24 protein-coding genes and 1 tRNA gene are annotated in these 25049 nt (G+C 71.8%); 9 read left to right on the plus strand and 16 right to left on the minus strand.

Translation table 11 applies throughout. From position 1 onward, the window contains the following. Positions 1-227: 227 nt before the first annotated feature. The 3 genes from ACFY5B_RS29260 to ACFY5B_RS29270 form a co-directional block, all read right to left on the minus strand. Entirely contained in the window at positions 228-929 is a 702-nt protein-coding gene (locus tag ACFY5B_RS29260) for an LPXTG cell wall anchor domain-containing protein (RefSeq protein WP_389974836.1), read from the minus strand. A 333-nt stretch (positions 930-1262) separates the two neighbouring features. Beyond that, a complete protein-coding gene (locus ACFY5B_RS29265) occupies positions 1263-1817 on the minus strand; it encodes an ATP-binding protein (RefSeq protein ID WP_389974839.1) in 555 nt (184 codons plus the stop codon). Between the two features lie 243 nt (positions 1818-2060). Then, positions 2061-2438 carry an STAS domain-containing protein gene (locus ACFY5B_RS29270; RefSeq protein WP_031102780.1) on the minus strand — a complete coding sequence of 126 codons (378 nt, stop codon included), beginning with the start codon at positions 2436-2438 and terminating at the stop codon, positions 2061-2063. A 251-nt stretch (positions 2439-2689) separates the two neighbouring features. Between ACFY5B_RS29270 and ACFY5B_RS29275 the strand changes: the two genes are divergently transcribed. Further along, positions 2690-3604 (plus strand): RNA polymerase sigma factor SigF, encoded by a 915-nt coding sequence (locus ACFY5B_RS29275; RefSeq protein WP_389974842.1) that lies wholly within the window; start codon positions 2690-2692, stop codon positions 3602-3604. Positions 3605-3686: 82 nt separating this feature from the next. Here the strand turns inward: ACFY5B_RS29275 and ACFY5B_RS29280 are convergent, their stop codons facing one another. From ACFY5B_RS29280 to hutU, 5 genes are all read right to left on the minus strand, one after another. Then, the gene (locus tag ACFY5B_RS29280) at positions 3687-4013 is read right to left on the minus strand and encodes a hypothetical protein (RefSeq protein WP_389974845.1); all 327 of its coding nucleotides are present in this window, start codon (positions 4011-4013) and stop codon (positions 3687-3689) included. Positions 4014-4079: 66 nt separating this feature from the next. Continuing rightward, on the minus strand, positions 4080-5375 hold the full coding sequence (hutI, locus tag ACFY5B_RS29285; protein ID WP_389974848.1) for an imidazolonepropionase: 1296 nt from the start codon (positions 5373-5375) through the stop codon (positions 4080-4082). Then, entirely contained in the window at positions 5372-6724 is a 1353-nt protein-coding gene (locus ACFY5B_RS29290) for a formimidoylglutamate deiminase (protein WP_389974851.1), read from the minus strand. Before ACFY5B_RS29290 ends, hutI begins: the two co-directional genes overlap by 4 nt. Then, entirely contained in the window at positions 6715-7932 is a 1218-nt protein-coding gene (locus tag ACFY5B_RS29295; RefSeq protein WP_389974854.1) for an allantoate amidohydrolase, read from the minus strand. The genes ACFY5B_RS29290 and ACFY5B_RS29295 overlap by 10 nt, the downstream gene beginning before the upstream one ends. After that, positions 7929-9593: a urocanate hydratase gene (gene hutU / locus ACFY5B_RS29300; RefSeq protein ID WP_389974857.1), complete on the minus strand. Its 1665-nt coding sequence runs from the start codon at positions 9591-9593 to the stop codon at positions 7929-7931. The genes ACFY5B_RS29295 and hutU overlap by 4 nt, the downstream gene beginning before the upstream one ends. A 128-nt stretch (positions 9594-9721) precedes the next feature. On the opposite strand from hutU, the gene ACFY5B_RS29305 reads away from it, so the two are divergent. Continuing rightward, complete coding sequence (locus ACFY5B_RS29305; protein WP_389974860.1) at positions 9722-11095, plus strand: diaminopimelate decarboxylase; 1374 nt, start codon at positions 9722-9724, stop codon at positions 11093-11095. A gap of 118 nt (positions 11096-11213) precedes the next feature. On the opposite strand, the gene ACFY5B_RS29310 is transcribed toward ACFY5B_RS29305, so the two are convergent. Together ACFY5B_RS29310 and ACFY5B_RS29315 are read right to left on the minus strand one after the other, a co-directional pair. Next, a complete protein-coding gene (locus ACFY5B_RS29310) occupies positions 11214-11798 on the minus strand; it encodes a hypothetical protein (RefSeq protein ID WP_389974863.1) in 585 nt (194 codons plus the stop codon). An 88-nt stretch (positions 11799-11886) separates the two neighbouring features. Further along, positions 11887-12729, minus strand: coding sequence for a MurR/RpiR family transcriptional regulator (locus tag ACFY5B_RS29315; protein ID WP_389974866.1), 843 nt, complete (start codon positions 12727-12729; stop codon positions 11887-11889). A 172-nt stretch (positions 12730-12901) separates the two neighbouring features. On the opposite strand from ACFY5B_RS29315, the gene ACFY5B_RS29320 reads away from it, so the two are divergent. After that, complete coding sequence (locus ACFY5B_RS29320; protein WP_389975271.1) at positions 12902-13327, plus strand: hypothetical protein; 426 nt, start codon at positions 12902-12904, stop codon at positions 13325-13327. 14 nt (positions 13328-13341) lie between these two features. On the opposite strand, the gene ACFY5B_RS29325 is transcribed toward ACFY5B_RS29320, so the two are convergent. Further along, on the minus strand, positions 13342-14103 hold the full coding sequence (locus tag ACFY5B_RS29325; protein WP_389974869.1) for an SDR family oxidoreductase: 762 nt from the start codon (positions 14101-14103) through the stop codon (positions 13342-13344). A gap of 144 nt (positions 14104-14247) precedes the next feature. Here ACFY5B_RS29325 and ACFY5B_RS29330 point away from each other — a divergent pair, with 144 nt between their 5' ends. Then, complete coding sequence (locus tag ACFY5B_RS29330) at positions 14248-15114, plus strand: helix-turn-helix transcriptional regulator (protein WP_389974872.1); 867 nt, start codon at positions 14248-14250, stop codon at positions 15112-15114. A gap of 369 nt (positions 15115-15483) precedes the next feature. Here the strand turns inward: ACFY5B_RS29330 and ACFY5B_RS29335 are convergent, their stop codons facing one another. After that, positions 15484-16872, minus strand: a complete 1389-nt coding sequence (locus ACFY5B_RS29335; RefSeq protein WP_389974874.1) for a cystathionine beta-synthase — start codon at positions 16870-16872, stop codon at positions 15484-15486. Between the two features lie 158 nt (positions 16873-17030). Here ACFY5B_RS29335 and ACFY5B_RS29340 point away from each other — a divergent pair, with 158 nt between their 5' ends. From ACFY5B_RS29340 to ACFY5B_RS29350, 3 genes are all read left to right on the plus strand, one after another. After that, positions 17031-18056 (plus strand): SGNH/GDSL hydrolase family protein, encoded by a 1026-nt coding sequence (locus ACFY5B_RS29340; RefSeq protein WP_389974877.1) that lies wholly within the window; start codon positions 17031-17033, stop codon positions 18054-18056. Between the two features lie 223 nt (positions 18057-18279). Then, entirely contained in the window at positions 18280-19500 is a 1221-nt protein-coding gene (locus tag ACFY5B_RS29345; RefSeq protein WP_389974880.1) for an acetyl-CoA C-acetyltransferase, read from the plus strand. Between the two features lie 274 nt (positions 19501-19774). Continuing rightward, entirely contained in the window at positions 19775-20557 is a 783-nt protein-coding gene (locus ACFY5B_RS29350; protein WP_389974883.1) for a hypothetical protein, read from the plus strand. A gap of 109 nt (positions 20558-20666) precedes the next feature. Here ACFY5B_RS29350 and ACFY5B_RS29355 read toward each other — a convergent pair whose 3' ends face one another. Then, positions 20667-20972, minus strand: coding sequence for a hypothetical protein (locus ACFY5B_RS29355; protein WP_389974886.1), 306 nt, complete (start codon positions 20970-20972; stop codon positions 20667-20669). Between the two features lie 101 nt (positions 20973-21073). Here ACFY5B_RS29355 and ACFY5B_RS29360 point away from each other — a divergent pair, with 101 nt between their 5' ends. Continuing rightward, positions 21074-21304 (plus strand): DUF4287 domain-containing protein, encoded by a 231-nt coding sequence (locus tag ACFY5B_RS29360; RefSeq protein WP_003990751.1) that lies wholly within the window; start codon positions 21074-21076, stop codon positions 21302-21304. Between the two features lie 75 nt (positions 21305-21379). Here ACFY5B_RS29360 and ACFY5B_RS29365 read toward each other — a convergent pair whose 3' ends face one another. From ACFY5B_RS29365 to ACFY5B_RS29375, 3 genes are all read right to left on the minus strand, one after another. Further along, the gene (locus tag ACFY5B_RS29365; protein WP_389974889.1) at positions 21380-22291 is read right to left on the minus strand and encodes a Bax inhibitor-1/YccA family protein; all 912 of its coding nucleotides are present in this window, start codon (positions 22289-22291) and stop codon (positions 21380-21382) included. 158 nt (positions 22292-22449) lie between these two features. Continuing rightward, positions 22450-23625: a 4-hydroxybenzoate 3-monooxygenase gene (locus ACFY5B_RS29370; protein ID WP_389974892.1), complete on the minus strand. Its 1176-nt coding sequence runs from the start codon at positions 23623-23625 to the stop codon at positions 22450-22452. 134 nt (positions 23626-23759) lie between these two features. Further along, a tRNA-Leu gene (locus ACFY5B_RS29375) sits at positions 23760-23843 on the minus strand. A gap of 418 nt (positions 23844-24261) precedes the next feature. Here ACFY5B_RS29375 and ACFY5B_RS29380 point away from each other — a divergent pair. Then, complete coding sequence (locus ACFY5B_RS29380; RefSeq protein ID WP_389974895.1) at positions 24262-25032, plus strand: ABC transporter ATP-binding protein; 771 nt, start codon at positions 24262-24264, stop codon at positions 25030-25032. Positions 25033-25049: the final 17 nt, after the last annotated feature.

Here is a 25049-nt window from a genome sequence, read left to right on the forward strand (position 1 = left end):
CGCGTCCGCCAGGGGGCTTCCGGTCAACGGCTTGCCCCGGCTCCCTGGTGGCCGCGCCTCGGAAGCGGTGCGTCCGCCAGGGGGCTTCCGGTCAACGGCTTGCCCCGGCCCCCTGGTGGCCGCGCCTCGGAAGCGGTGCGTCCGCCAGGGGGCTTCCGGTCAACGGCTTGCCCCGGCTCCCTGGTGGCCGCGCCTCGGAAGCGGTGCGTCCGCCAGGGGGCTTCCGGTCAACCGCTTGCCCCGGCCCCCTGGTGGCGTCGAGTCAGCCACAGGGCACCTGCCGCCCCGGCGAGCAGGACCGTGCCGCCGAGGGTGCCGAGGGCGACCGCGGAGTCCTCGGGCCCGGTCTGCGGCAGTCCGGCGCCGCTGTCGGGGCCGGAGCCGCCTCCCTCACCCTCGACGTCGAGGCCGCCGCCCCCGGCGGCCTCGACGTCGAGGGTGAGGGACGGGCCCGGTTCGTTCGTCGGGGTGCACGTGGTCGTCGTGCCGAGCGCCTTGATGGTGAGCACACCGGCCGTGAAGCCGACCTCGCCGCTCTTCTTCGGGGTGTACGTGCCGCTGAGGTCGCTGATCTTGATGGGCGTGTTGGCCGGGATCGCGGCGTCGTTGGCGGGGCCGGTCACCGACAGGGTGCCGCTGTCCACACCGCCCAGGGCGATGGTGGCGCTCGGCGTCATCGCGCCCTTGCCCAGTTCGACCGGGCTGGAGGAGACGCCCTTCTGCCAGGACATGGTGATCCGGTAGCCGTTGCCGCTCTTGACGGCCTTGATGTCGATGGGAGAGACGGCACTCTTGTCGCCGATCGGCGTCTTGCACTGATAGTTGACGTCGACGACCTCGGCCCGGGCTACGGGGGCGGCCATCCACACCGCCGAGCCGGCCAGGGCCGCGGCGGACGCGAGCGCGGCGGTTCGTTTCCGGTACGACACGGTGCCGCTCCCCTTCCTGTTCCTGACGGCGTATCAGATAGGGCCGTCAAGGTACGCCCGGGGCCTTGAGGAAGGAAGACACAGCGCGCGGCGGATCTGCGAGGGATCCGGCCCGCGCCGAGCGACGTACGGGGATGTGCTGCGGCGGCTCCTGCCCCGGAGGAGCGGCACGAGCGGTCACCCGTTCGGACGCGCCGCCGCGAGAGCACCGCGACCGAAAGCGCACCGGGCGGGAGGTGAAGAACGCGTGCAGGCAGGTGCGCACACGTGATCACGCGGGTGCGCACCTGCGATCACGCGAGTGCGCCCGGGTCCGAACAGAGAACCCCAGGATCAAGCAGGTGCGCCCAGTTCCGCCCACACCGTCTTGCCGGAGACCCCCGGCGTACGGACCACACCCCAGTCCAGGCAGAGGCGCTGGACGATGAACATGCCATGACCACCCGGGCGTCCCGCGCGGTGCGGCGTACGGGGTGCGGGCTGGCCGGTGCCCCGGTCGGCGATCTCGACGCGGATCACCTTGTTGTCGCAGGAGATCCGCAACTGGTCCGGCCCCTCGGCGTGCAGGCAGGCATTGGTCACCAGCTCGGAGACGACCAGCAGCACATCCTCGGCGGCGGCCCGCTGGTCGGCGGAGGCGGCGGGCAGCCAGCCCCACGCGTACAGCGCCTGGCGGGTGAAGTCGCGGGCCAGCGGAACGACGCCGCTCTCGTCGTCGAAGCTCAGCCGACGCACCTGCGGGCCCGCCGGCGGAGCCGCGGCCCCGGACGGCGCCCCCGCGCCCTCGCCGGACGCACCGGTCGCCGCTACGCCACCCTCGGACGCCCCGGAAGCGCCGCTGGGCTCCGGCCCGCGGTCGCCCGGCGGGTAAGGCCGGGTGGTGCTCATCAGCGCTTCACCTCACCGATTCACCAGTTCACGATTCAAAAAATTCACTACACAGTCAGTCACGCAGTGCGCGGCACGTCGGTGTCGCGGCGCTCCCGCCGCCCGGGTACCCGACAGGTTCAGGATGTCTCCTGCCCTGGGGGACCGGCTGAACACCCATGCATTCCGCACGAAAGACGTGACAGGGCCGGGATGCCGGTCACAGAGGGATCGCCGAGGCACCGCGCGCCGAGGCACCGCCGGTCAGCCCGACTCGTCGGCCAGGGCCGCCTCGAGCGAGTCATGGACACTGAAGACCGCGTCCGCACCCGTGATCTCGAACACGCGTGCCACCACCGGCTGCATACCGGCGAGCGAGACGCCGCCACCGGCGGCCTCCGCCTTCAGCCGCGCCCCGAGCAGCACATTGAGCCCCGTGGAGTCGCAGAACTCCAGGCGCGCGCAATCGATGACCAGGCGCTTGAATCCCTTGGCGAGGCAGTCCTCGAGTGGCTCACGCAACAGATCGGCGGTGTGGTGATCCAACTCACCCGCCGGGGTCACGACGGCACTAGAGCCCTCTTCCCGCACCTCCACCAGAAGCCGGCCAGACTGTGCGCTGCCGACCGTCCCGCGGTCCATGCCGTCTCTCTCTCCTGACGTCGAGGCTGGTTGCTGACGCCCTCGAACACTACGCCTTCCCGGCACGGTCCGACACCCGAACAACTACACACAAACGGACATATGCCCACAGAACGCACTTGCGGTGGGCTCGGGAAAGCGGGTAGGCCTAGTAAGGACACGTACCCGACACGGCCGGCTTTGGAGGCGCCGCACACCGCAGTGCACCTAACGGCTCCGGCAGCCATATGCCGAGAACGATGGAGGACATCATGTCACCCCGGCTCGACGGATCGCGTACCCACAAAGCGACGTCGACACCCCCTCCGGACCATCTGGATCCCATCGAGCAGGCCGAGATGCTCGTCACACAGGACGGTCTCCTCGCCGGACTTCCGGACATCCCCCCGTACGAGGAAGTCGACGCGGTCGACGCCCGGGCGCTGTCCAAGACCCTCTTCGAGCGTCTGGAGACGCTGGAGGAAGGGACCCACGAGTACTCGTACGTCCGCAACACGCTTGTCGAACTGAACCTCGCGCTGGTCAAGTTCGCCGCCTCCCGGTTCCGCTCCCGCAGCGAGCCGATGGAGGACATCATCCAGGTCGGCACCATCGGCCTGATCAAGGCGATCGACCGCTTCGAGCTGTCCCGCGGTGTGGAGTTCCCCACGTTCGCGATGCCGACCATCATCGGCGAGATCAAGCGCTTCTTCCGTGACACCTCGTGGTCCGTGCGCGTTCCGCGCCGGCTGCAGGAGCTGCGGCTCGACCTGGCCAAGGCCGGGGACGAGCTGGCCCAGAAGCTCGACCGCGCCCCCACGGTGGCCGAGCTGGCCGAGCGACTCGGCCTCTCCAACGACGAGGTCGTCGAGGGCATGGCCGCCTCGAACGCCTACACCGCCTCCTCGCTGGACGCCCAGCCGGAGGAGGACGACTCCGAGGGCGCGCTCGCGGACCGCATCGGCTACGAGGACCACGGACTCGAAGGCATCGAGTACGTCGAGTCGTTGAAGCCTCTGATCGCCGAACTCCCGCCGCGCGACCGGAAGATCCTGTCCCTGCGGTTCGTCGCGGGCATGACCCAGTCGGAGATCGGCGAAGAGCTCGGCATCTCGCAGATGCACGTCTCGCGTCTGCTGTCGCGGACGCTGGTGCGGCTGCGCAAGGGGCTGACCGTCGAGGAGTGATCCTCACCGGATGACGCTGTCTTCAGGGGGCGGACCGTGCGGACCGTGCGGTCCGCCCCCTGCGCATGCCCTGTCGCCCCGCTCACATCGCGGAGACGGCGACGAGGACGAGCGTCGGCACCAGCGTGGCGAGGACGCCGAGCGCCCAGTAGCGGCCCGGCGGCAGGGCCGTACTGCGCCGCAGCGGACGGTTGGCCAGCCACCAGAGCAGCCCGAACACGGCGACGACCGGCCCGGCGACGAGGAACCACGGCAGCACGCCGTCGTTCTCCGTGGGCTCCCGCACCGTCAGGCCGAGTTCGGCCAGCGGCCAGTTGGCCGCCAGGTACCACAGCAGCCAGACCGGCACCACGGCCGGAATCCCCAGCAGCAGGTTCACCAGCAACGGTGCCGACCAGTGCTTCGCCATCCGTCCCGCCCCTCGTCCGATGCCGGTCGTCCTCCGACGCGGCATCGCATTATCGCGGGCCGGTGATCACACCACGCGCTCTCCGCGCCGCCACACCCCGCTGACCAGCGGGACGCCGGGGCGGTAGGCCAGGTGGACGTGGCTCGGGGCGTCGAGGAGCGTCAGGTCCGCGTACGCGCCCGGGGTGAGACGGCCGATGTCGTCGCGCCGCAGGGCCGCTGCCCCACCCGCCGTCGCCGACCACACGGCCTCGTCCGGGGTCATCCCCATGTCCCGTACGGCCAGCGCGACGCAGAACGGGACGGACGAGGTGAAGGACGAGCCGGGGTTGCAGTCCGTGGACAGCGCCACCGTGACACCGGCGTCCAGCAGCCGCCGCGCGTCCGGCCACTGCGCCCGCGTGGAGAACTCGGCGCCGGGCAGCAGGGTGGCGACCGTACGGCTGCCTGCCAGGGCGTCCACGTCCGCGTCGGTGAGGTGGGTGCAGTGGTCGGCGCTGGCCGCGTCGAGCTCGACCGCGAGCTGCACGCCGGGGCCGTAGGAGAGCTGATTGGCATGGATGCGGGGGTGGAGGCCCTTCGCCTTGCCGGCGATGAGGATGGCGCGGGCCTGGTCGCCGTCGAAGGCGCCCTTCTCGCAGAAGACGTCGATCCAGCGGGCGTGCGGGGCGCAGGCGTCCAGCATCTCGCCGGTGACCAGCGCGACGTAGCCGGCCGGGTCCTCCGCGAAGTCCGGCGGGACGATGTGGGCGCCCAGGTAGGTGACCTCGTCGGTATGGGCGGCGGCGATGCGCAGGGCCCGGGCCTCGTCCTCGACCGTCAGGCCGTAGCCGGACTTGGTCTCGAACGTGGTGGTGCCCTGGCGGAGGGCTTCGGCGAGGTAACGGGTGACGCTGGCTTCGAGTTCCTCGTCGCTCGCCGCCCGGGTGGCCGCGACGGTGGTGCGGATGCCGCCCGCGCTGTACGGCCGCCCGGACATCCGGGCGTTGAACTCCTGCGTCCGGTCGCCCGCGAAGACGAGGTGGGAGTGGGAGTCCACGAAGCCGGGGACGACCGCCCGGCCTTCGGCGTCGACCCGATTGTCAGTGGCGGGTGCTTTGCTTCGATCACCGGTCCACACGACGCGGTCGCCTTCGATGACGACGGCCGCGTCCTGGACCAGTCCCAGGGGGGAACCGTCACCGGAGGAGGGGTCGTTGGTGACCAGGCTGGCGATGTTCGTGATGAGCGTGCTTGCGGTGCTCGCGGAGTGGGCGGGGCTGACGGTCGTCGCGTTGCTCATGGCGTCCTTGGTGGCCTGGTCGGCGGTGGGGTCGGGTTCGGGGGCGGAGGCGGGCCGCGCGGGCGTGCGGCCCGCGGTCATCCGCGCAGGGCTTCGACGGCGTCCGCGAGGGCCCGCGGCACATCGGGTACGAGGGAGTGGACCCCGTCCCGTACGACGTGCCGACCTGCCACGACCGTATGCGACACGTCCGCTGCCGACGCGGCGAATACGGCCGTCTCGGCCCCGAGCCGCGGAAGCGGCCCTGCCGTCCTGACCGAGTCGAGCGCGACGGTGGTGAAGTCGGCGAGCGCGCCGGTCTCCAGGGCCCCCGCCTCGTCCCAGCCGAGGGCCGCGTGGCCGTCGGGCGAGGCCGCCCGCAGCAGGGCCGCCGCCGTCCAGTGACCGCGGGTGCGGGTGCGCAGCCGCTCGTTCAGTTCCAGGGCCCGCGCCTCTTCGAGCAAGTCGATCACGGCGTGGCTGTCGGAGCCGAGACAGAGCGGTGAGCCCTCGTTCTGCAGGGCGACGGCCGGCCCGATGCCGTCCGCGAGGTCCCTCTCGGTGGTCGGGCACATGCAGGTGCCGGTGCCGCTGCCGCCGATGAGGGAGATGTCCTCGGCGGTGAGGTGGGTGTTGTGGACGCCCGTGGTGCGCGGTCCGAGGACGCCGTGCAGGGCGAGGAGCTGGGTCGGGGTGCAGCCGTGGATCTCCCGGCACGCCTCGTTCTCGGCGGTCTGCTCGGACAGGTGCACATGGAGCGGGGCCCGCCGCTCCCCGGCCCACCGCGCGACGGTCTCCAACTGCTCGGCGGGCACGGCCCGTACGGAGTGGATCGCCGCGCCGATCCGTGCGTGATCCCGTTCCTTGAGAAGTGAAGAGCGTGCCGCCCAGGCCTCGGCGTCCCCGTCGGAGAAGCGGAGCTGGTGGGTGGTGGGCGGCTGCCCGAAGCCGGAGGAGAGGTAGGCGGTGTCGAGGAGGGTGATGCGGATCCCGGCTTCGGCGGCGGCCGCGATGAGGGCCTCGCCCATCGCGTTGGGATCGGCGTAGGGGGTGCCGCCGGGGGCGTGGTGGACGTAGTGGAACTCGCCGACGGCCGTGATGCCGGCCAGCGCCATCTCGGCGTACACCGCGCGGGCGAGGGCGTGGTAGCGGTCCGGGGTGAGCCGGGCGGCCGTGGCGTACATGACCTCGCGCCAGGTCCAGAAGGTGCCGGACCCGACCTGGACGGTGCCGCGCAGGGCGCGGTGGAAGGCGTGGCTGTGGGCGTTGGCCAGGCCGGGCAGGGTGAGCCCGCGCAGGACCTCGGCGCCGGGCGGTGGTGCGGGGGTCCCGGTGCGGACGGCGGTGATGCGGCCGTCCGCGACCTCCACGGCGACACCCGGCTCGACCCCGGTGCCGAGCCAGGCGTGTTCCAGCCAGTACGTCCGCGGGGCTGCTGTCGTCACCTGCACGCCAGTCCTTCCAGTACGTCGGCGAGTGCCAGTACCCCGGCCACGCAGTCGTCCTCGTTCGCGGACTCGGCCGGGGAGTGGGAGACGCCGGTGGGGTTGCGCACGAACAGCATGGCGGTCGGGATGCTCCCGGACAGGATCCCGGCGTCGTGTCCCGCGCCGGTGCCGAGGACGGGGACCGTGAGGTCGGTGTCCGTGCCGAGGATGCGGGCGAGTTCGTCACGCAGGGCGTGGTCGAACTCGACGACGGGGGTGAAGGACTCACGGACGATGTCGAGTTCGATGCCGTGCGCGTCCGCGTAGCTCCGGGCCGCCTTCTCGATGCCGCCGACCACGGTGTCGAGGCTCACCTGGTCCTCGGCGCGGGAGTCGAGCCAGCCGCGCACCAGGGAGGGGATGGCGTTGACGCCGTTGGGCTCCACGGCGATCTTGCCGAAGGTTGCGACGGCCCCGGCGAGTTCGGCCTCGCGCCGGGCGGCGAGGACGGTCTCGGCGTAGGACAGCATGGGGTCGCGCCGGTCGGTGAGCCGGGTGGTGCCGGCGTGGTTGGCCTCGCCGCGGAAGTCGAACCGCCACCGGCCGTGCGGCCAGATGGCGCTGGCGATGCCGACCCGGTCGCCGGACAGGTCCAGGGCCCGGCCCTGCTCGACGTGCAGTTCGACGAAGGCACCGATGCGGGCGAGCCGTTCGGGGTCCGGCCCGATGGCGTCCGGGTCGTATCCGGCCGCCTCCATGGCCCGGGGCAGTGTCACGCCGTCGCCGTCGGTGAGGCGGTGCGCCTGCTCGCGGGTGAGCTGCCCGGCGGTGAGCCGGGACCCGACGCAGGCGAGTCCGAACCGGGCACCCTCCTCGTCGCCGAAGTTCACGATGGCGAGGGGGCGGGTGAAGCGGGCGTCCCTGCCGCGCAGTTCGTCCAGCGCGGCGAAGGCGGACACGACGCCGAGGGGGCCGTCGAAGGCGCCGCCGTCCGGCACGGAGTCGAGGTGCGACCCGGTGACGACGGCGTCGCCCTCGGCGGGGTCCCCGAGCCAGGCCCACTGGTTGCCGTTCCGGTCGACCTCGTGGGTGAGGCCCCGCGCGTGGGCCTGGTCCTCGAACCAGGCGCGGCAGTCGGCGTCGGCGTCCGTCCAGGCGAAGCGACGGTAGCCGCCGGACGCGGAGCTGCGGCCGACCGGCAGCAGCTCCGCCCACATGTTGTGGAAACTCACGCGCCGTCACCCTCGCGCATCGGGACGCGGACGCCCCGCTCCCCGGCCACCGACTCCGCGATGTCGTATCCGGCGTCGACGTGCCGGATGACGCCCATGCCGGGGTCGTTGGTGAGCACGCGGCGGATCTTCTCGCCCGCGAGTGCCGTGCCGTCGGCCACCGTCACCTGCCCGGCGTGGATCGACCGGCCCATACCGACCCCGCCGCCGTGGTGGATCGACACCCACGACGCGCCGGAGGCGACGTTGACCATGGCGTTCAGCAGCGGCCAGTCGGCGATGGCGTCGGAGCCGTCGAGCATGGCCTCGGTCTCGCGGTAGGGGGACGCGACGGAACCGCAGTCGAGGTGGTCGCGGCCGATGACGACCGGCGCGGCGAGCTCCCCGCTCGCGACCATGTCGTTGAAGCGCTCGCCGGCCTTGTCCCGCTCGCCGTAGCCGAGCCAGCAGATCCGGGCGGGCAGCCCCTGGAAGTGGACGCGTTCGCCGGCCATCTTGATCCAGCGGGCCAGGGACTCGTTCTCCGGGAAGAGGTCGAGGATCGCCTTGTCGGTCTTGGCGATGTCGGAGGGTTCGCCGGACAGGGCGGCCCAGCGGAAGGGGCCCTTGCCCTCGCAGAACAGCGGGCGGATGTAGGCGGGGACGAAGCCGGGGAAGGCGAAGGCCCGGTCGTATCCGGCGAGTTGGGCCTCGCCGCGGATGGAGTTGCCGTAGTCGAAGACCTCGGCTCCGGCGTCCAGGAAGCCGACCATGGCCTCGACGTGCCGGGCCATGGACTCGCGGGCCCGGGTGGTGAAGCCGGCCGGGTCCTTGGCGGCGGCGTCGGCCATGTCCTCGAAGGCGGTGCCCAGGGGCAGATACGCCAGCGGGTCGTGGGCCGAGGTCTGGTCGGTCACGATGTCGATGGGGGCGCCCATGGCGAGGAGCTGCGGGAGCAGCTCGGCGGCGTTGCCGAGGACGCCGATGGAGAGGGGGCGGCGGGCGTCGCGTGCTTCGGTCGCCAGCTTCAGCGCGTGGTCCAGGCTGTCGGCCTTCACGTCGAGGTAGCGGTGCTCGATGCGCCGGTCGATGGCACGGGGGTCGCAGTCGATGCAGAGCGCGACGCCGTCGTTCATGGTGACGGCGAGCGGCTGGGCGCCGCCCATGCCTCCGAGACCGGCGGTGAGGGTGATGGTGCCGGCCAGAGTCCCGCCGAACTTCTTCGCGGCGACGGCGGCGAAGGTCTCGTAGGTGCCCTGGAGGATGCCCTGGGTGCCGATGTAGATCCAGGAGCCGGCGGTCATCTGGCCGTACATGGTCAGGCCGAGGTGTTCGAGGCGGCGGAACTCCTCCCAGTTGGCCCAGTCGCCGACGAGGTTGGAGTTGGCGATGAGGACGCGCGGGGCCCACTCGTGGGTCTGCATGACGCCGACGGGGCGGCCGGACTGGACCAGCATGGTCTCGTCCTGCTTCAGGCCCTTCAGCGTGCGCACCATGGCGTCGAAGGAGCGCCAGTCGCGTGCCGCCTTGCCGGTGCCGCCGTAGACGACGAGCTTGTCGGGGTGTTCGGCGACCTCCGGGTCGAGGTTGTTCTGCAGCATCCGCAGGGCGGCTTCCTGCTGCCATCCCAGGGCGCTCGGTTCCGTGCCGCGCGGCGCTCGGACGGGGCGGGGTCCTGACATGGTCTGCCTCCTGGTGGGTGCTCCCGGCGGAATGTTGCCGCTTCTATTCACATCCTGGCCTCATGAATAGAGCTAGTCAATACATCGGGGCGTCGGCGCGGCGGTGCCGTGGATGTTTGGCTGGATGCATGGGCGCACACATCGAGGCGGAAGAGCGGGACGGCACCGGGGCCGGGCGGGCGGCCCGGCGGGACGAGGCGGTGCGGGCCGCCGTGGCACAAGGGCTGCTCGGGCCCGGCAGCCCCGTCGTCGGGCTGCTGGACGTCGTCGGCATCCGGGAGTCGGCGGCGGAACTGCGGGCGGCGTTCGCCGCGGTGGTGGCGCCGGGCACGCCCGTGCTGCACGCCTTCGCCGTGAAGGCGACCCCGCTGGTGCCGGTGCTGCGGCTGCTGCGGGAGGAGGGGGTCGGCGCGGAGGTCGCAAGTCCCGGCGAGCTGGCCCTGGCACGGGCGGCGGGCGTGCCGGTGGAGACGACGGTGCTCGACTCGCCCGCGAAGACGCCGGACGAGCTGCGCGAGGCGCTGGACCTGGGTATCGCCGTCAACGCCGACAACCCGCAGGAACTGGACCGGATCGACGCCCTGATGCGGTCGGCGACCAGCCGTTCCCCGCTGGGGATCCGGGTGAACCCGCAGGTCGGCGGGGGTTCCATCGAGGCGTTGTCCACGGCGACGGCCACCTCGAAGTTCGGCGTGGCACTGCGCGACGAGGGGGCCCGGGAGTGGGTCGTCCAGGCGTATCTGGACCGGCCGTGGCTGACCCGGCTGCACGCGCACACCGGGTCCCAGGGCGTCCCCCTGGCACTGATGGCACGGGGCGTGGCGGAGACGTACGCGCTGGCGGAGGAGATCAACCGGCGGGCCGGGCGGCGGCAGGTCGACACGCTCGACATCGGCGGCGGCCTGCCGGTGAACTTCGCGTCGGAGGAGACGACCCCGACGTACGCGCAGTACGCGCGACTGCTGGCCGAAGAGGTACCGGGGCTGTTCGACGGGCGGTACGGGCTGGTCACCGAGTTCGGGCGGTCACTGCTGGCGAAGCACGGGACGGTGGTGGCACGGGTCGAGTACGCGAAGGCCTCCGGCGGTCGGGCGGTGGCGGTGACGCATGCCGGGGTGCAGGTGGCGGCGCGGACGGTGTACGCGCCGGGGAGCTGGCCCTTGCGGATCTCCGCGTACGACGCGAAGGGGCGGCCGAAGGAGGGGCCGGTGGTGGTGCAGGACGTCGCGGGACCGGCCTGTTTCGCGGGGGACCTGCTGGCGGAGGGCCGGTCCCTGCCGTTGCTGGAACAGGGGGACTACGCGGCGGCGCTGGACACCGGGGCGTACTACTTCGCGCACCACTACGGCTACAACTCGCTGGTGCGGCCCGGGGTGTACGGGTTCGGGCCGGGTGGGCGCTTCGCGGTGGTGCGGCGGGCGCAGACCGTGGGGGAGGTCGTCGCGGAGTCGGGTGGGGCGGAGGTGGATGCGTTGACGCGAGCAGCGTGGGAGGTTCCGTAGTATCCCGGCCGCCGGATGACACCGGCGTCGTGGGAGGTTCCGTAGGCTTCCGGCCGCCGGTGTGGTGTGGCTTGTCGCGCAGTTCCCCGCGCCCCTGGGGCGGTGCACCGCTGCTCGATCACACCAGCGTCGGCGTATTCCTCCGGGCCCCGCCCGGGGCCGCGTCGCCCGCCGCGATGCCCGTGCTGCGGTAGGCCTTCACCCGCTTGCCGGCCGGGTGGGCCGCTCCCCCGCGCAGCCAGTCGACGCGGACCCACAGCAGCGCTTCACCGGTCTGCTCGCGGCGGCCCAGCCAGGCCGACTTCAGCCACAGGCCGACGCCGCAGCCGGCCAGGAGCATGCCCCCGGCCGCCGGGGCGGCGAACGCGCTGCCCAGGGCGGCGAGGAAGGCGAGGAGGAGCCACCAGCGGTGTCCCCGGCGCCAGTTGCGTACCGTGACCGCGCGGTCCTGGAGCACGTCGTGTTTGCCGGCCCGGGACGCCGAGGCGGCCAGGGCCGCGTAGCGCTTGCGGCGACTGCAGGCCACGGTGGCCGTCGCCAGGACGAAGAAGGCCGCTCCGGCCAGGACGCCGATGCGGCGTCCTGTCAGGCCCGGTGCGAGCAGGCCGATGCCCGCCGCGAGAACTCCCAGCCACCACAGCGGGGCCGCGCCCGCCCGTACGACGACGGCCACCCGGGCCAGTCCCTGTCCTCCGCGTGTCACGTCCAGCCTCCGTCCGGTCTCCGAAGCCTTGGGGAGCCGTAGGGTAGCGACGCAATGTGAGACGAATCTGAGAAACCGCGGTGTGCCGTCAGTCCACGAACAGGCCCCGCGCCGCCGCCCTCGTGTCGAACTCCTCCAGGCGCGCCTGGGCCTGGGGCAGGTCGTCGCACATGGCCTCCAGCAGGACCCGGCCGAGCAGCATCGGCGCACAAGCCGTGTCGAAGGCGAGGCCGGTGCCGACGGCGGCGGGCAGCAGCAGGTCGGACACCTTGGCGACGGGGGCGAAGGCGGAGTCGGCGACCGTGACGACGGTCAGCCCGGCCTCCTTGGCGTAGGCCAGGGTGTCGACGACCTCGCGGGGGTGCCGGGGCAGTGCGAAACAGAGCAGTGCGCTCGCGCCGGCCCGGACGGCGGCGTCGATGCGGTCCTGGAGCATCGTGCCGCCCTCACCGAGCAGCCGTACGTCGGGATGGACCTTGGCTGCGAAGTAGGCGAAGCCGTGTGCCTGGGCGGCCGCCGCCCGCAGACCGAGGACGAGGAGGGGGCGGGAGGCCGCGAGGAGGCGCCCCGCGCGCTGCACGGGCGCGGGGTCGGCCAGCGCCTCCGCCAGGTGCCGCAGGTTCTCGATCTCGGCCTCGACGGCCTGCTGGTACTCGTTGTGGGCCCCGGCCTCCTCGGCGGGTTCGACGGGGGCGACCTCGCGCAGATGGCGGCGCAGGGCGGGGTAGCCGTCGAAGCCCAGGGCGACGGCGAAGCGGGTCACGGACGGCTGGCTGACCCCGGCCAGCTCGGCGAGCTCCACGCTCGACAGGAACGGCACGTCGGCCGCGCGCCGCACCATGCTGTGCGCGATGCGCCGCTGGGTCGGCGTCAGCCGGTGACCCTCGAAGAGCGCCTGCAGCCGCGCGGCAGGGCTGTCGGTCACGCTCATGACGTGCTCCCCCTCGCCTATTCAGTAGCTGAGGATTCTGCATGAGCATATGCAGAGCGGCAAGCCGGACGGGAAGCCGGCGGCGGTACGTCCGGTATCCCCCTGCGGAACACGGGGGCTAACCCCAGTGCGGCCGATGGCGGTGCTTTCTACGGTGGACCGCATGACGGGAATGGACGCGCGGGACACCGACCTGAAGAAGGAACTCGACGCCACCCTGCACGCCCGCAGGGAGCTGGGCGAGGACTACGAGTCGGTGCTGGTCGACTCCTTCCTGGAGAAGGTCGACCAGCGGATCGACGGCGCGGTGGAGCGCCGGGTGCGCCGGCAGCTCGCGGAGCAGCAGATGCAGACGGCCCGGGACTCCCGGTCACCGAGGGCCACGGACTCCTGGGGCGAGCGGTTCGGCTTCGGGATCGTCTCCCTGGTCCTCGCGGTGCCGCTGTCGGCGATCGCCGGGGCCCTGGCCCAGGGGCCCGGCATGCTGGTCGCCTGGGCGGGCATCGTCGGCGTCAACGTCGCCCAGGCGGCCCGTACCAATCCGAACCTCTTCGGCCGCCGCCCCAGGTCCTCCCGGGACAGTGGCTGGGAGGACTGAGCGCCCGGCCCGCTTCAGACCTGCCGCGTCGGCAGCGCGACGATCTGCCGCAGATTGACCCGGCGAGGCCGGCTCGTCACGTAGGCCACCAGGTCGGCCAGCTCCTCCGCGGACAGTGCGCCCACCACGTCGAGCATGCCCTCGACCTGCCGGGACAGTTCCGCGTCGGAGATGTGGGTGCGCAGCTCGCTCTCGACGAACCCGGGCTCGATGTTGGTGACCCGGACGTCCCGCGGCCCGAACTCCCCGCGCAGGGCTTCCGACAGGTAGGTGACGGCGGCCTTGGACGCGCCGTACACCGCGTAGTTCGGGAAGCTGACGTGCGCGGCGATGGACGAGATGTTCACGATGTCGGCCGTACGGCCGTCCGCGGCGGCGCTCACCAGGTCGCCGGTGAAGGCGCCGATCATCCGCAGCACCCCGGCGACGTTGGTGTCGAGCATCCGCTGCCACTCGTCGGTGCGCCGGGCCTCGACGGGGTGCGGCAGCATGACACCGGCGCAGTTCACGACCAGGTCGACGGTCCCGTACTCCGCGTGGACGCGGTCGGCGGCGTCCGCCACGGAGGTTTCGTCGGTGATGTCGGCCGCGACGGCCAGGGCCTGCCCGCCGTCGGCCCGGATCTTCCCGGCGATCGCGGTGAGCCGTTCCGCGCGCCGGGCCACCAGGGCCACCCGGGCGCCCTGGGCGGCCAGCAGCACGGCGACGGCCTCGCCGATCCCGCTCGCGGCTCCGGTGACGACGGCGGTACGGCCGGCCAGGCTGTCGTACGACATGGGTTCCTCCTCGGTGCCGGCCGGGGCGTCTCCCCGGCCTCGGGCACCACCCTCGGCGGCTGCGCCCGCCTCACCCAGGGCTGCGCTCATCCTGGGTCCGCCAGTACCAGGTTCGCCGGGCGGGGACGGCCTAGGCTCGGGCCCATGGACGGAGAACTGGGAGACTTCCTGCGCTCGCGTCGCGCCCGGATCCGGCCGGAGGAGGTGGGGCTGCCGTCGTACGGACGCCGCCGGGTCCCGGGCCTGCGCCGCGAGGAGGTGGCGCAGCTGGCCGGGGTGAGTGTCGACTACTACGTCCGCCTCGAGCAGGGCAGGGGGCCCGGCGACCCCTCGCGGACCCGGTCCGGGGGTGTGTCGGACGCGGTGCTGGACGCGATCGCGCGGGTGCTGCGGCTGGACGAGTCCGAGCACGCGTATCTGCGGGCGGTCGCCCGGCCCCGCCGGCAGGACGGGCCCGGTTCCCCGGGCAAGCCGGCCGCGTCCCGGGTGCGCCCGGGTGTCCAGCTGCTGCTGGACGGCATGGACCGCACCCCGGCCTACGTCCTGGACCACCGCATGGAGGTGCTCGCCTGGAACGCCCTCGCCGACGCCGTGCTCGGCTTCGGCGGCCCGGGCGACGACCCCAGTCTGCCGCGGCGCCTCTTCCTCGACCCCGCCTCGCGCGAGCTCTACCCGGACTGGGCCGACGTCACCGCCCAGACGGTCGCGCACCTGCGTCTGCAGGCGGGCCACCACCCCGGCGACCCGGCCACGGGCGAGCTCGTCGCCGAACTCACCCGGGCCAGCGAGCGGTTCCGCCATCTGTGGGCCGACCACCTGGTCAAGCCCTGCGACCACGGCGTGAAGCTCCTGCGGCACCCAGTCGCGGGCCTGCTGACCCTCCCGTACGAGACCCTGACGATCCCGGCGGCCCCGGACCAGACGATCGTGGCGTACTCGCCCGAACCGGGCTCGGAGACGGCGGAGCGCCTGGCGCTGCTGGGGAGCTGGGCGACGAGCCACACGGGCTGACACCGCGCGGGTGAGATGCGCGCATGAGATGCGGGAGATGAGATGCGCGGGGACCGCCGCACCCCCGTGAACGGGGGGCGGGACGACGGCGGTCCCCGCGAAGGACGCGGGCCCGGTCAGGGCCGGGCGTGCGCGTCCATGGCGTCCGTGGAGGTCCGGGAGCCGCTCCGGAGGTCCGTTTGACGCCGTTCGCCGCCGGCCCGGGCGGGGAGCCGCTCCCGCCCTTGCCGACACCCACCAATGTGCAGGACGCGTGTTAAGCGGGTGCTGCGCGAACGTGACACCCGCGTACCGGTTCCGCGACGTCCGCGAAGATCACGGACGCCGCAAGTTCACCCGGTTCACGGGCAGTTCACCGGAGGTTCGCCGTCACTTCCCCGTGCGGGCGAGGAAGGACAGCAGGTCCTGCCGGCTGACCACACCGGTCGGCTTGCCCTCCACGAGGACGATCGCCGCGTCCGCCTTGCCCAGCACGGCCATCAGGTCCGCGACCGGCTCACCGGAGCCGACCTGGGGCAGCGGGCCGGACATGTGCTTCTCCAGCGGGTCCTCCAGCGAGGCGCTCTTGCTGAACAGCGCGTCCAGCAGCTCGCGTTCCACGACCGAGCCGACGACCTCGGCCGCCATCACGTCGGGGTGGCCGGCGCCCGGCTTGACGACCGGCATCTGCGAGACGCCGTACTCGCGCAGCACCTCGATGGCCTGACCGACCGTCTCCTCCGGGTGCATGTGGACGAGGGAGGGCATGCGGTCGCCCTCCTTGTCGGCGAGGACGTCGCCGACCCGGGCGCTCGGGCCCGTGTCCTCCAGGAAGCCGTAGTCGGCCATCCACTCGTCGTTGAAGATCTTGCTGAGGTAACCGCGGCCGCTGTCCGGCAGCAGCACCACCACGACGTCGTCGGGGCCGAGCCGCTCGGCGACCTCCAGCGCGGCGACGACCGCCATGCCGCAGGAGCCGCCCACCAGGAGGCCCTCCTCCTTGGCGAGGCGGCGGGTCATCTGGAAGGAGTCCTTGTCGGAGACGGCGACGATCTCGTCCGCGACGGTCCGGTCGTAGGCGGTCGGCCAGAAGTCCTCACCGACGCCCTCGACGAGGTAGGGCCGGCCGGAGCCGCCGGAGTAGACGGAGCCCTCGGGGTCCGCGCCGACGACCTTCACCGAGCCGTCGCTGATCTCCTTGAGGTAGCGGCCGGTCCCGGAGATGGTGCCGCCGGTGCCCACGCCCGCCACGAAGTGGGTGATCTTCCCCTCCGTCTGCTCCCACAGCTCGGGGCCGGTCGAGTGGTAGTGCGAGAGCGGGTTGTTGGGGTTGGAGTACTGGTCCGGCTTCCAGGCCCCGGGCGTCTCACGGACCAGCCGGTCCGAGACGTTGTAGTACGAGTCCGGGTGCTCGGGGTCGACGGCCGTCGGGCAGACGACGACCTCGGCACCGTAGGCACGCAGCACGTTGATCTTGTCGGTGCTCACCTTGTCGGGGCACACGAAGATGCACTTGTAGCCCTTCTGCTGCGCCACGATGGCGAGCCCGACGCCGGTGTTGCCGCTGGTCGGCTCGACGATCGTGCCGCCGGGCTTGAGCGCGCCGCTCTCCTCCGCCGCCTCGATCATGCGCAGGGCGATGCGGTCCTTCACCGAACCGCCGGGGTTGAAGTACTCCACCTTGGCCAGGACGGTCGCCCTGATGCCCTTGGTCACGCTGTTGAGCTTCACCAGCGGGGTGTTGCCGACGAGGCTGATCATCGAGTCGTGGAATTGCACCGTTGTCTCCGGATGCCGCAAAGAAGTGATCCTGATGGTGCCGCCAGCCTATGACCTCGCCGTGGTCCGTGACGGTCGTTCACTCCCCGTTGAGATTGGGCGACGGGCTGTACGGGGCAAGCACTGGGTGTACGGGTTCGAGGAGGTGGCAGCGACGCATGACGAGCATGTCGAGGGCGAGGGTGGCCCGGCGGATCGCGGCCGGCGCGGCGTACGGCGGCGGCGGGGTCGGTCTGGCCGGGGCGGCCGCACTGGGGCTGGTGCTGGCCGAGGTGCAGCTGGCGCGGCGCCGGGTGGGCAACGGCACGTCTCCTCATGTGCCGCACGCGGACGGGTTGTACGGCCGTACGTACGCCGGTCCGGCCGGGGCACCGCTGAGGCTGACGATGCTGGGTGACTCCACGGCCGCGGGCCAGGGCGTACACCGGGGCGGGCAGACACCGGGGGCGCTGCTGGCATCGGGGCTGGCCGCGCTGGCGGAGCGCCCGGTGGTGCTGCGCACGGTGGCGACCCCGGGGGCCTGTTCGGACGACCTGGACCGCCAGGTGTCCCTGGTGCTGGCCGATCCCGCTCCGGTGCCCGACATCTGCGTGATCATGGTCGGGGCGAACGACGTCACCCACCGCATGCCGGCGACCCGCTCGGTGCGCTGCCTGGCCTCGGCGGTGCGGCGGCTGCGCACGGCCGGTGCGGAGGTCGTGGTCGGCACCTGCCCGGACCTCGGCACGATCGAGCCGGTCCGGCAGCCCCTGCGCTGGCTGGCGCGGCGGGCCTCACGCCAGCTGGCCGCGGCCCAGACGATCGGAGTCGTCGAACAGGGCGGCCGCACCGTGTCACTGGGCGACCTGCTGGGCCCCGAGTTCGCCGAGAACCCGCGCGAGCTGTTCGGCCCGGACAGCTACCACCCCTCGGCCGAGGGCTACGCGACGGCGGCGATGGCGGTGCTGCCGACCGTCTGCGCGTCCCTGGGCCTGTGGCCCGCCGAGGAGGAGCGCCCGGACGCCTCGCGCCGCGAGGGCTTCCTGCCGGTGGCACGGGCGGCGGCGGAGGCCGCTTCGGAGGCGGGCACGGAGGTCGCCGCGGCGATGCCGAGCGGGCCGCGCGGCCCGTGGGCCCTGCTGAAGCGCCGGCGGCGCCGGCGGGTACCCGAGCAGGAGCCGGCCCCCGCGACCCCTTCGAGCTGAGGAGCACCGCTTCGGTCGAGGACACCGCTTCGGTCCAGGACACCGCTTCGGTCGAGGGCACCGCTTCGGGTCGAGGACACCGCTTCGAGTGGAGGAGCATCGAAAAGCAAGCGCTTGGAAACTGCGGTCAGGGTCACACCGTGACACCCGTGACCCAGACCATACGTACGGGTAACTTCCCAGTCAGCCCTGCCAGACCACCCGGTACGTCAATGGAGCCGTGATGCCCGAAGCCGTGATCGTCTCAGCCGCCCGCTCCCCCATCGGCCGCGCCTTCAAGGGCTCCCTGAAGGACGTGCGACCGGACGACCTGACCGCCACGATCATCCAGGCCGCACTGGCCAAGGTCCCCGAGCTGGACCCGAAGGACATCGACGACCTGATGCTCGGCTGCGGCCTGCCCGGCGGCGAGCAGGGCCACAACCTCGGCCGCGTCGTCGCCGTCCAGATGGGCATGGACCACCTGCCGGGCTGCACCATCACCCGGTACTGCTCGTCGTCCCTGCAGACCTCCCGGATGGCCCTGCACGCCATCAAGGCCGGTGAGGGCGACGTCTTCATCTCGGCCGGCGTGGAGACGGTCTCCCGTTTCGCCAAGGGCAACTCCGACAGCCTTCCGGACACGCACAACCCGCTGTTCGCCGACGCCGAGGCCCGTACCGCCGCGGTCGCCGAGTCCGAGGGCTCGACCTGGCACGACCCGCGCGAGGACGGCCTGCTGCCCGACCCGTACATCGCGATGGGCCAGACCGCCGAGAACCTGGCCCGCTCCAAGGGCGTCACCCGCCAGAACATGGACGAGTTCGGCGTCCGCTCGCAGAACCTCGCCGAGGAAGCCATCAAGAACGGCTTCTGGGAGCGCGAGATCACCCCGGTCACCCTCCCCGACGGCACGGTCGTCTCCAAGGACGACGGCCCCCGCGCCGGCGTCACCCTGGAGGGCGTGCAGGGCCTCAAGCCGGTCTTCCGCCCCGACGGCATGGTCACCGCCGCCAACTGCTGCCCGCTGAACGACGGTGCCGCGGCCCTCGTGATCATGTCCGACACCAAGGCCCGCGAGCTCGGCCTCACCCCGCTCGCCCGGATCGTGTCGACCGGCGTTTCCGGCCTGTCCCCCGAGATCATGGGCCTCGGCCCGGTGGAGGCCACCAAGCAGGCCCTGCGCCGCGCCGGGCTCACCATCGGCGACATCGACCTGGTCGAGATCAACGAGGCGTTCGCCGCCCAGGTGATCCCCTCCTACCGCGACCTGGACATCCCGCTGGAGAAGCTGAACGTCAACGGCGGCGCGATCGCCGTCGGCCACCCCTTCGGCATGACCGGCGCCCGCATCACGACCACGCTGATCAACTCCCTCCAGTTCCACGACAAGCAGTTCGGTCTGGAGACGATGTGCGTCGGCGGCGGCCAGGGCATGGCCATGGTCATCGAGCGCCTCAGCTGAGCGGCAGGCCGTAGCCGCTATAGCACCCGCTGTGAGCCTTGAGCCCAGAACCCTGGAAACACCAGGGTTCTGGGCTGTTTTGTGATCCAATCTCCCCCAGGATGTGACCTATCTCCCTCCGCCAGGGGAGAAGCGCAGGTCACAGTAGCCCCACCCCCTCCCCCGGCACCGAAGCCCTGTCCGTTTCGTGACGTTACGCACTGACAGCTGGTTAGTCCGCCCTTCAAGCTGATGTAGGAAGTCGGGGGGTCGACTTTGAACCGGGAGTACGTCAGTGAGCGCCATGCCGATCGCGTTGCTGGTCACCACGGCCGCCACGGGCGCCGTGGGCGTCGCCGTCCTGCGCACCGTCCTGCAGCTGCGCCGACAGGTCGCGGCCCTGCACACGGCGCTGGCCGAGAGCCGCGCCGCCACCACCCGTGCGCTGCTGCCCGCCGCTCGTACCACTGCCGACACCGATGAGATACGCGCCGCCGTGGCCGCGGCGCTCGCCGAGGAGCGGGAGCGGGAACTCGCCGAGGCGCGGGCGTTCTGGGCCGCCCAGGAGGCCCGCGACGCCTCCGACGCACCCCCGCTGCTGGGCCTGCCCGAGCACGATCTGTTTCTGCCCCGCCAGGCCGATTTCGCGGGCCTGGAGCCGGTGTCCGAGCCCGGCGCCGACACCGAGGAACCCGCCGCCGAGTCCCCGGAGCTGGCCGCGGCCCGCCGTCGCCACCCCTCCCACCCGGACTTCGTGCCGGCCCAGTCCCCGGTCGTGAACGACCACGAGCGCACCGTCGCCACCCTGGAGGAGCTGGCCTCCTCCCGCGTCCAGCTGACGGACGTGCGCCCCGGCCCGCTGGGCACGCTGGACGTCTACGTCTTCGCCGACGGCACGACCCTGTGCATGACCCCGGGCCACCGGGAGACGGCGGAGCACCTCGCCGCGGCCCTCCGCGCGGGCGCCACCCCGGTCCTCCTGGGCGGCTCCGGCATCTCGGGCGCGTACACCCTGACGTTCGAGTGCGGCGAGGAGAACGTCTACATCCTGGCGGACCGCGTCATCGCTTCCCTGTAGGGAAGCGCCCCCTCGTGGAGCGCCCCGTCAGGGGCGCGGGGAACCGCGCGAACAGGGGCGCCGGGGAACCGCGCGAACAACCACGACGCACCCGCGCCCGCGAGCGGCGCTAGACCCCCGCCCGCTTCTGCGCCTCTTCCACCAGCCGCACCGCCTCATCGACATCGGCGTCCGCCGGAATCACCACCGCCAGATCATGTCCGGCCACGGTGATCTGATCTGCTGCCGCAAACATCCCCGCATCCGGCATCTCCCGAGGCTCCACGCCCTCGAGGACCTGCGCCCTCCGGGCCAACTCCCGGGCCAGCTCCAGAGCCTCGGCGGCAGCGCCCCGCTGCAACCGGCTCTGGGGCGCGGCCCTCAATCGATCGGCGAAGTGCTCCACCGCACGGGTCAGAGGCGTCGTATCAACCACGCCGCGAGCGTACGCGCCGAGCCGGGACTGTTGCCAACGGGCGAACACTCAGGCACGGTGACCTGAAGGACCGGCTTACATCCCAGCGTCCGGAGGCGCCGATGTCCCAAGTCTTCTCCGAAGAGACCCATCGCAACATGCTCGCCCGCATCCCCCACTGCACCGGTCGTCAGATCTCCGACTGGTTGCGCACCGTCGACGAAGGCCCGGCGCTCTTCCGCTTCGAGGAAAAGGTCAGCTGGCTCCGGCACGAACACAACCTCGCGTACGGCCACGCCAAGGCGATCGTCCACGAGTACGACCTGAGGAGGGCCGCGCGCAAACTCCTCTGAGGCGCGCGCACCCTCCCCCCGACGACGAAGGGCCCCGGCCGAAGCCGGGGCCCTTCGCGCTACGACCGTCGAGGACTAGTCGCTGCTGTTGAGGATCGAGAGGAGCCTCAGGAACTCCAGGTAGATCCACACCAGCGTCAGCGTGAGGCCGAAGGCCGCGAGCCAGGCCTCCTCACGCGGTGCGCCGTAGGCGACGCCGTCCTCGACCTGCTTGAAGTCCAGGGCGAGGAAGCAGGCACCGAGGATGATGCCGATGACGCCGAAGACGACGCCGAGGGCACCGCTGCGGAAGCCGAGGCCGTCACCGCCGCCGAACACCGCGAACAGCAGGTTCACGGTCATCAGCAGGATGAAGCCGAGCGCGGCCGCCATCACGAAGCCGTAGAAGCGGCGGTTGACGCGGATCCAGCCGGCCTTGTATGCGATCAGCACACCGGCGAAGACCGCCATGGTGCCGATCACGGCCTGCATGGCCGCACCGTCGGCGATGCGGTTGTCGACGATGTTGGACACGACGCCGAGGAAGACACCCTCGAACGCGGCGTACGTCAGGATCAGCGCGGGCGAGGCCTTGCGCTTGAAGGACTGCACGAACGCCAGGACCATGCCGATCAGCGCGGCGCCGATACCGATGCCGTAGCTACGGCTGATGTTGGCGTCGTCGATCGGCAGCAGGGCCCAGGAGAGCGCCGCGGTGAGGATGAGCACGCCGAGCGTGCTCGCCGTGCGCAGGACGACGTCGTCGATGGTCATCCGGCCGGTGGTGGCCGGGGCCTGCGGCGGCGCGCCGTACTGCAGGTCCTGCTGCTGGGCGTAAGGGTTCTGCGCGTAAGGGTTCTGCGCGTACGGGTTGCCCGTCGGCTGGGCGTACGGGTTGCCCTGGGTGGCGACAGCGGGACCCCCGGCCTGCGGCGCGGTGTTGAAGCCCGCGTAGCCGTTGTCGCGGCTGAACCCCCGTCGCGAGAAGACCGGGTTTCTGCTCCTCATTTCACTCCTCCATGGCCACCAGGCGTGGCCTTGGCTCAAGAGTAATAGGTAGGCAAAGGAATGACCCTACTGCTTGGGGAGGATCTTTCCCTCGTCATGCTGCGCAACACGCTACGTGGCGTGGTGATTCCCCTCACCGGAGGGGGTCCTCCGGTGACTCACCCGAAGGGGAAGCCCGTGTACGCCTCCGCCAGGTCCGTCTCGGCGGCGCGGGAGGAGGCGATCCGCTCCAGGCGGGCGAGCTGGAGCCGGTCCTCGAAGGGTGTCGCGCCGGGCGCGCGGTGCAGCAGGGTCGTCATGTCGTAGGAGAACCGCTCGGCCTGCCAGACGCGGCGCAGGCAGGTCGCGGAGTAGGCGTCGAGCAGCTCCGCCGATCCGGTCTCCTGCCGGTGGATCAGGGCCCGGGCGAAGGTCACGACGTCGCCGACGGCGAGGTTCAGGCCCTTGGCCCCGGTCGGGGGGACGATGTGCGCGGCGTCACCGGCGAGGAAGAGGCGGCCGTGGCGCATGGGCTCGTGGACGTAGGAGCGCATGGGCGTGACCGACTTCTGGGTGATCGGGCCGCGCTCCAGGCTCCAGTCGTCGGCGGTCTCGAACCGGCGCTCCAGCTCGTCCCAGATCTCCTCGTCGCCCCATGACCCGGGGTCGGTGCCGTCGGGCACCTGGAGGTAGAGGCGGGAGACCGACGAGGAGCGCATGGACAGGAGCGCGAAGCCGCGGTCGTGGCGGGCGTAGACGAGCTCGTCGTGGGAGGGCGGCACGTCGGCGAGGATGCCGAGCCAGCCGAAGGGGTACGTCCGCTCGAAGACCTGGGTGAGGCGGGCGGGGATCGCCTTGCGGGCAACGCCCCAGAAACCGTCGCAGCCGACGACGTACGAGCACTCCAGGACGTCCTCGCGGCCCCCGTGCCGGAAGCGGATCCGCGGTGCCTCGGTGCCGGCGCCCTCCACGGCCAGCGCCTCCGCCTCGAAGAGCAGCGGGCCGCCCTCCCGGAGCTGCAGGGCGATGAGGTCCTTGCAGACCTCGGTCTGGGCGTAGACCATCACCGATCGGCCGCCGGTGAGGGCGGGGAAGTCGACGCGGTGGCGGCTGCGGTCGAAGCGGAGCTCGATGCCGTCGTGGCGCAGCCCCTCGCGGTCCATGCGCTCCCCGGCGCCGGCCGCGCGCAGCACGTCCGCCGTGCCCTGTTCCAGGATCCCGGCCCGCTGCCGTCGCTCGACGTAGGAGCGGTCGCGGCTCTCCAGGACGACCGAGTCGATGCCGGCGTTGTGGAGCAGCCGGGCGAGGAGGAGGCCGGCGGGGCCCGCTCCGATGATGCCGACGGTGGTGCGCATCGGACGACCTCTTCTCATCCACGTTCGTCAGGTGAAATTTTTTTCACCGCGTGGGTGTGAGTCTCCGACGGCATGCGGGTGCTGTCAACGGGCACGCCGTGAACTCTTCAATGGACCACACAGGGATCGGAAGGTGCCCGGAGCCGGACTCGAACCGGCACGCCCGCGAAGGGGCAGCGAGGTTTAAGCTCGCCGTGTCTGCATTCCACCATCCGGGCAGGCCGTGGGCTCCGCATCGAGGTTCCGAGACTATCCGGACGGGTCCCCCGAACAGCGGAAGCGTGGACCGATGTTGTCTTATTTTATTGACGTCTGAGGGTGCATCAGCACACGGAACACGCCATCCGCACTTGCCAACAGCCTTGCGTGCGGCGGTCTGCCGTGTATGCGGAATGACGGAATTTCACCGCCTGAACGAGGGCACTCCACCTGTTCTCGACACCCGGAAGCATTTGTTCCCGACACCGGGGCCGCCTCAGGGGTGTTCGTCATCCCCAGGTATGACACTGCCCCGCGCGGTCAGACCGCAGTCGGTCCTCGGAACCGGAACAACGGGGGACTACACGGCGGCGTGGGACCCGGACGATGGAACACGTCCTTCCCCCATGCACAGCCGTCCGACAGGAGTGCCATCCCGTGACCACCGCTTCCCTCACCGACCGGGCCACCGCAGCGGCCGCGCGCGCCACGGATCTGTCGAAGATCTACGGGCAGGGTGAGACCCAGGTGGTCGCCCTGGACCGCGTCTCCGTCGACTTCCGGCAGGCCGAGTTCACCGCGATCATGGGCCCGTCCGGCTCCGGCAAGTCCACCCTGATGCACTGCGTGGCCGGCCTCGACTCCTTCTCCTCCGGATCGGTGCGCATCGGCGACACCGAGCTCGGCTCGCTGAAGGACAAGCAGCTGACCAAGCTGCGCCGGGACAAGATCGGCTTCATCTTCCAGGCGTTCAACCTGCTGCCGACCCTGACGGCCCTGGAGAACATCACCCTTCCGATGGACATCGCGGGACGCAAGCCGGACAAGCAGTGGCTGGACTCCGTCATCCGGATGGTCGGCCTGGCGGACCGACTCGGCCACCGGCCGTCCCAGCTGTCCGGCGGTCAGCAGCAGCGCGTCGCGGTGGCCCGGGCGCTGGCCTCCCGGCCCGAGATCATCTTCGGCGACGAGCCCACCGGAAACCTCGACTCGCGCTCCGGCGCCGAGGTACTGGGCTTCCTGCGCAACTCCGTGCGCGAACTGGGCCAGACGGTGGTGATGGTGACGCACGACCCGGTGGCCGCGGCCTACGCGGACCGGGTGATCTTCCTGGCGGACGGCCGGATCGTCGACGAGATGCACGGGCCGACGGCCGACTCCGTGCTCGACCGCATGAAGGCGTTCGACGCCAAGGGCCGCACCAGCTGATCCCCCGTCAGGACCGA

The sequence above is a fragment of the Streptomyces sp. NPDC013187 genome, from assembly GCF_042899705.1.
Classification (GTDB): Bacteria; Actinomycetota; Actinomycetes; order Streptomycetales; family Streptomycetaceae; genus Streptomyces; species Streptomyces hawaiiensis_A.

Bases quoted from the DNA above. Each gene is read 5' to 3' on its own strand.
- ACFY5B_RS29265 (WP_389974839.1), bottom strand. From the start codon at position 1,817: ATGAGCACCACCCGGCCTTACCCGCCGGGCGACCGCGGGCCGGAGCCC.
- ACFY5B_RS29305 (WP_389974860.1), top strand. From the start codon at position 9,722: ATGGGCGCACACATCGAGGCGGAAGAGCGGGACGGCACCGGGGCCGGG.
- ACFY5B_RS29340 (WP_389974877.1), top strand. From the start codon at position 17,031: ATGACGAGCATGTCGAGGGCGAGGGTGGCCCGGCGGATCGCGGCCGGC.
- ACFY5B_RS29345 (WP_389974880.1), top strand. From the start codon at position 18,280: ATGCCCGAAGCCGTGATCGTCTCAGCCGCCCGCTCCCCCATCGGCCGC.
- hutI (WP_389974848.1), bottom strand. From the start codon at position 5,375: ATGACCGCGGGCCGCACGCCCGCGCGGCCCGCCTCCGCCCCCGAACCC.
- ACFY5B_RS29370 (WP_389974892.1), bottom strand. From the start codon at position 23,625: ATGCGCACCACCGTCGGCATCATCGGAGCGGGCCCCGCCGGCCTCCTC.
- ACFY5B_RS29325 (WP_389974869.1), bottom strand. From the start codon at position 14,103: ATGTCGTACGACAGCCTGGCCGGCCGTACCGCCGTCGTCACCGGAGCC.
- ACFY5B_RS29330 (WP_389974872.1), top strand. From the start codon at position 14,248: ATGGACGGAGAACTGGGAGACTTCCTGCGCTCGCGTCGCGCCCGGATC.
- ACFY5B_RS29360 (WP_003990751.1), top strand. From the start codon at position 21,074: ATGTCCCAAGTCTTCTCCGAAGAGACCCATCGCAACATGCTCGCCCGC.
- ACFY5B_RS29315 (WP_389974866.1), bottom strand. From the start codon at position 12,729: ATGAGCGTGACCGACAGCCCTGCCGCGCGGCTGCAGGCGCTCTTCGAG.
- hutU (WP_389974857.1), bottom strand. From the start codon at position 9,593: ATGTCAGGACCCCGCCCCGTCCGAGCGCCGCGCGGCACGGAACCGAGC.
- ACFY5B_RS29270 (WP_031102780.1), bottom strand. From the start codon at position 2,438: ATGGACCGCGGGACGGTCGGCAGCGCACAGTCTGGCCGGCTTCTGGTG.
- ACFY5B_RS29275 (WP_389974842.1), top strand. From the start codon at position 2,690: ATGTCACCCCGGCTCGACGGATCGCGTACCCACAAAGCGACGTCGACA.
- ACFY5B_RS29320 (WP_389975271.1), top strand. From the start codon at position 12,902: ATGGACGCGCGGGACACCGACCTGAAGAAGGAACTCGACGCCACCCTG.
- ACFY5B_RS29280 (WP_389974845.1), bottom strand. From the start codon at position 4,013: ATGGCGAAGCACTGGTCGGCACCGTTGCTGGTGAACCTGCTGCTGGGG.
- ACFY5B_RS29365 (WP_389974889.1), bottom strand. From the start codon at position 22,291: ATGAGGAGCAGAAACCCGGTCTTCTCGCGACGGGGGTTCAGCCGCGAC.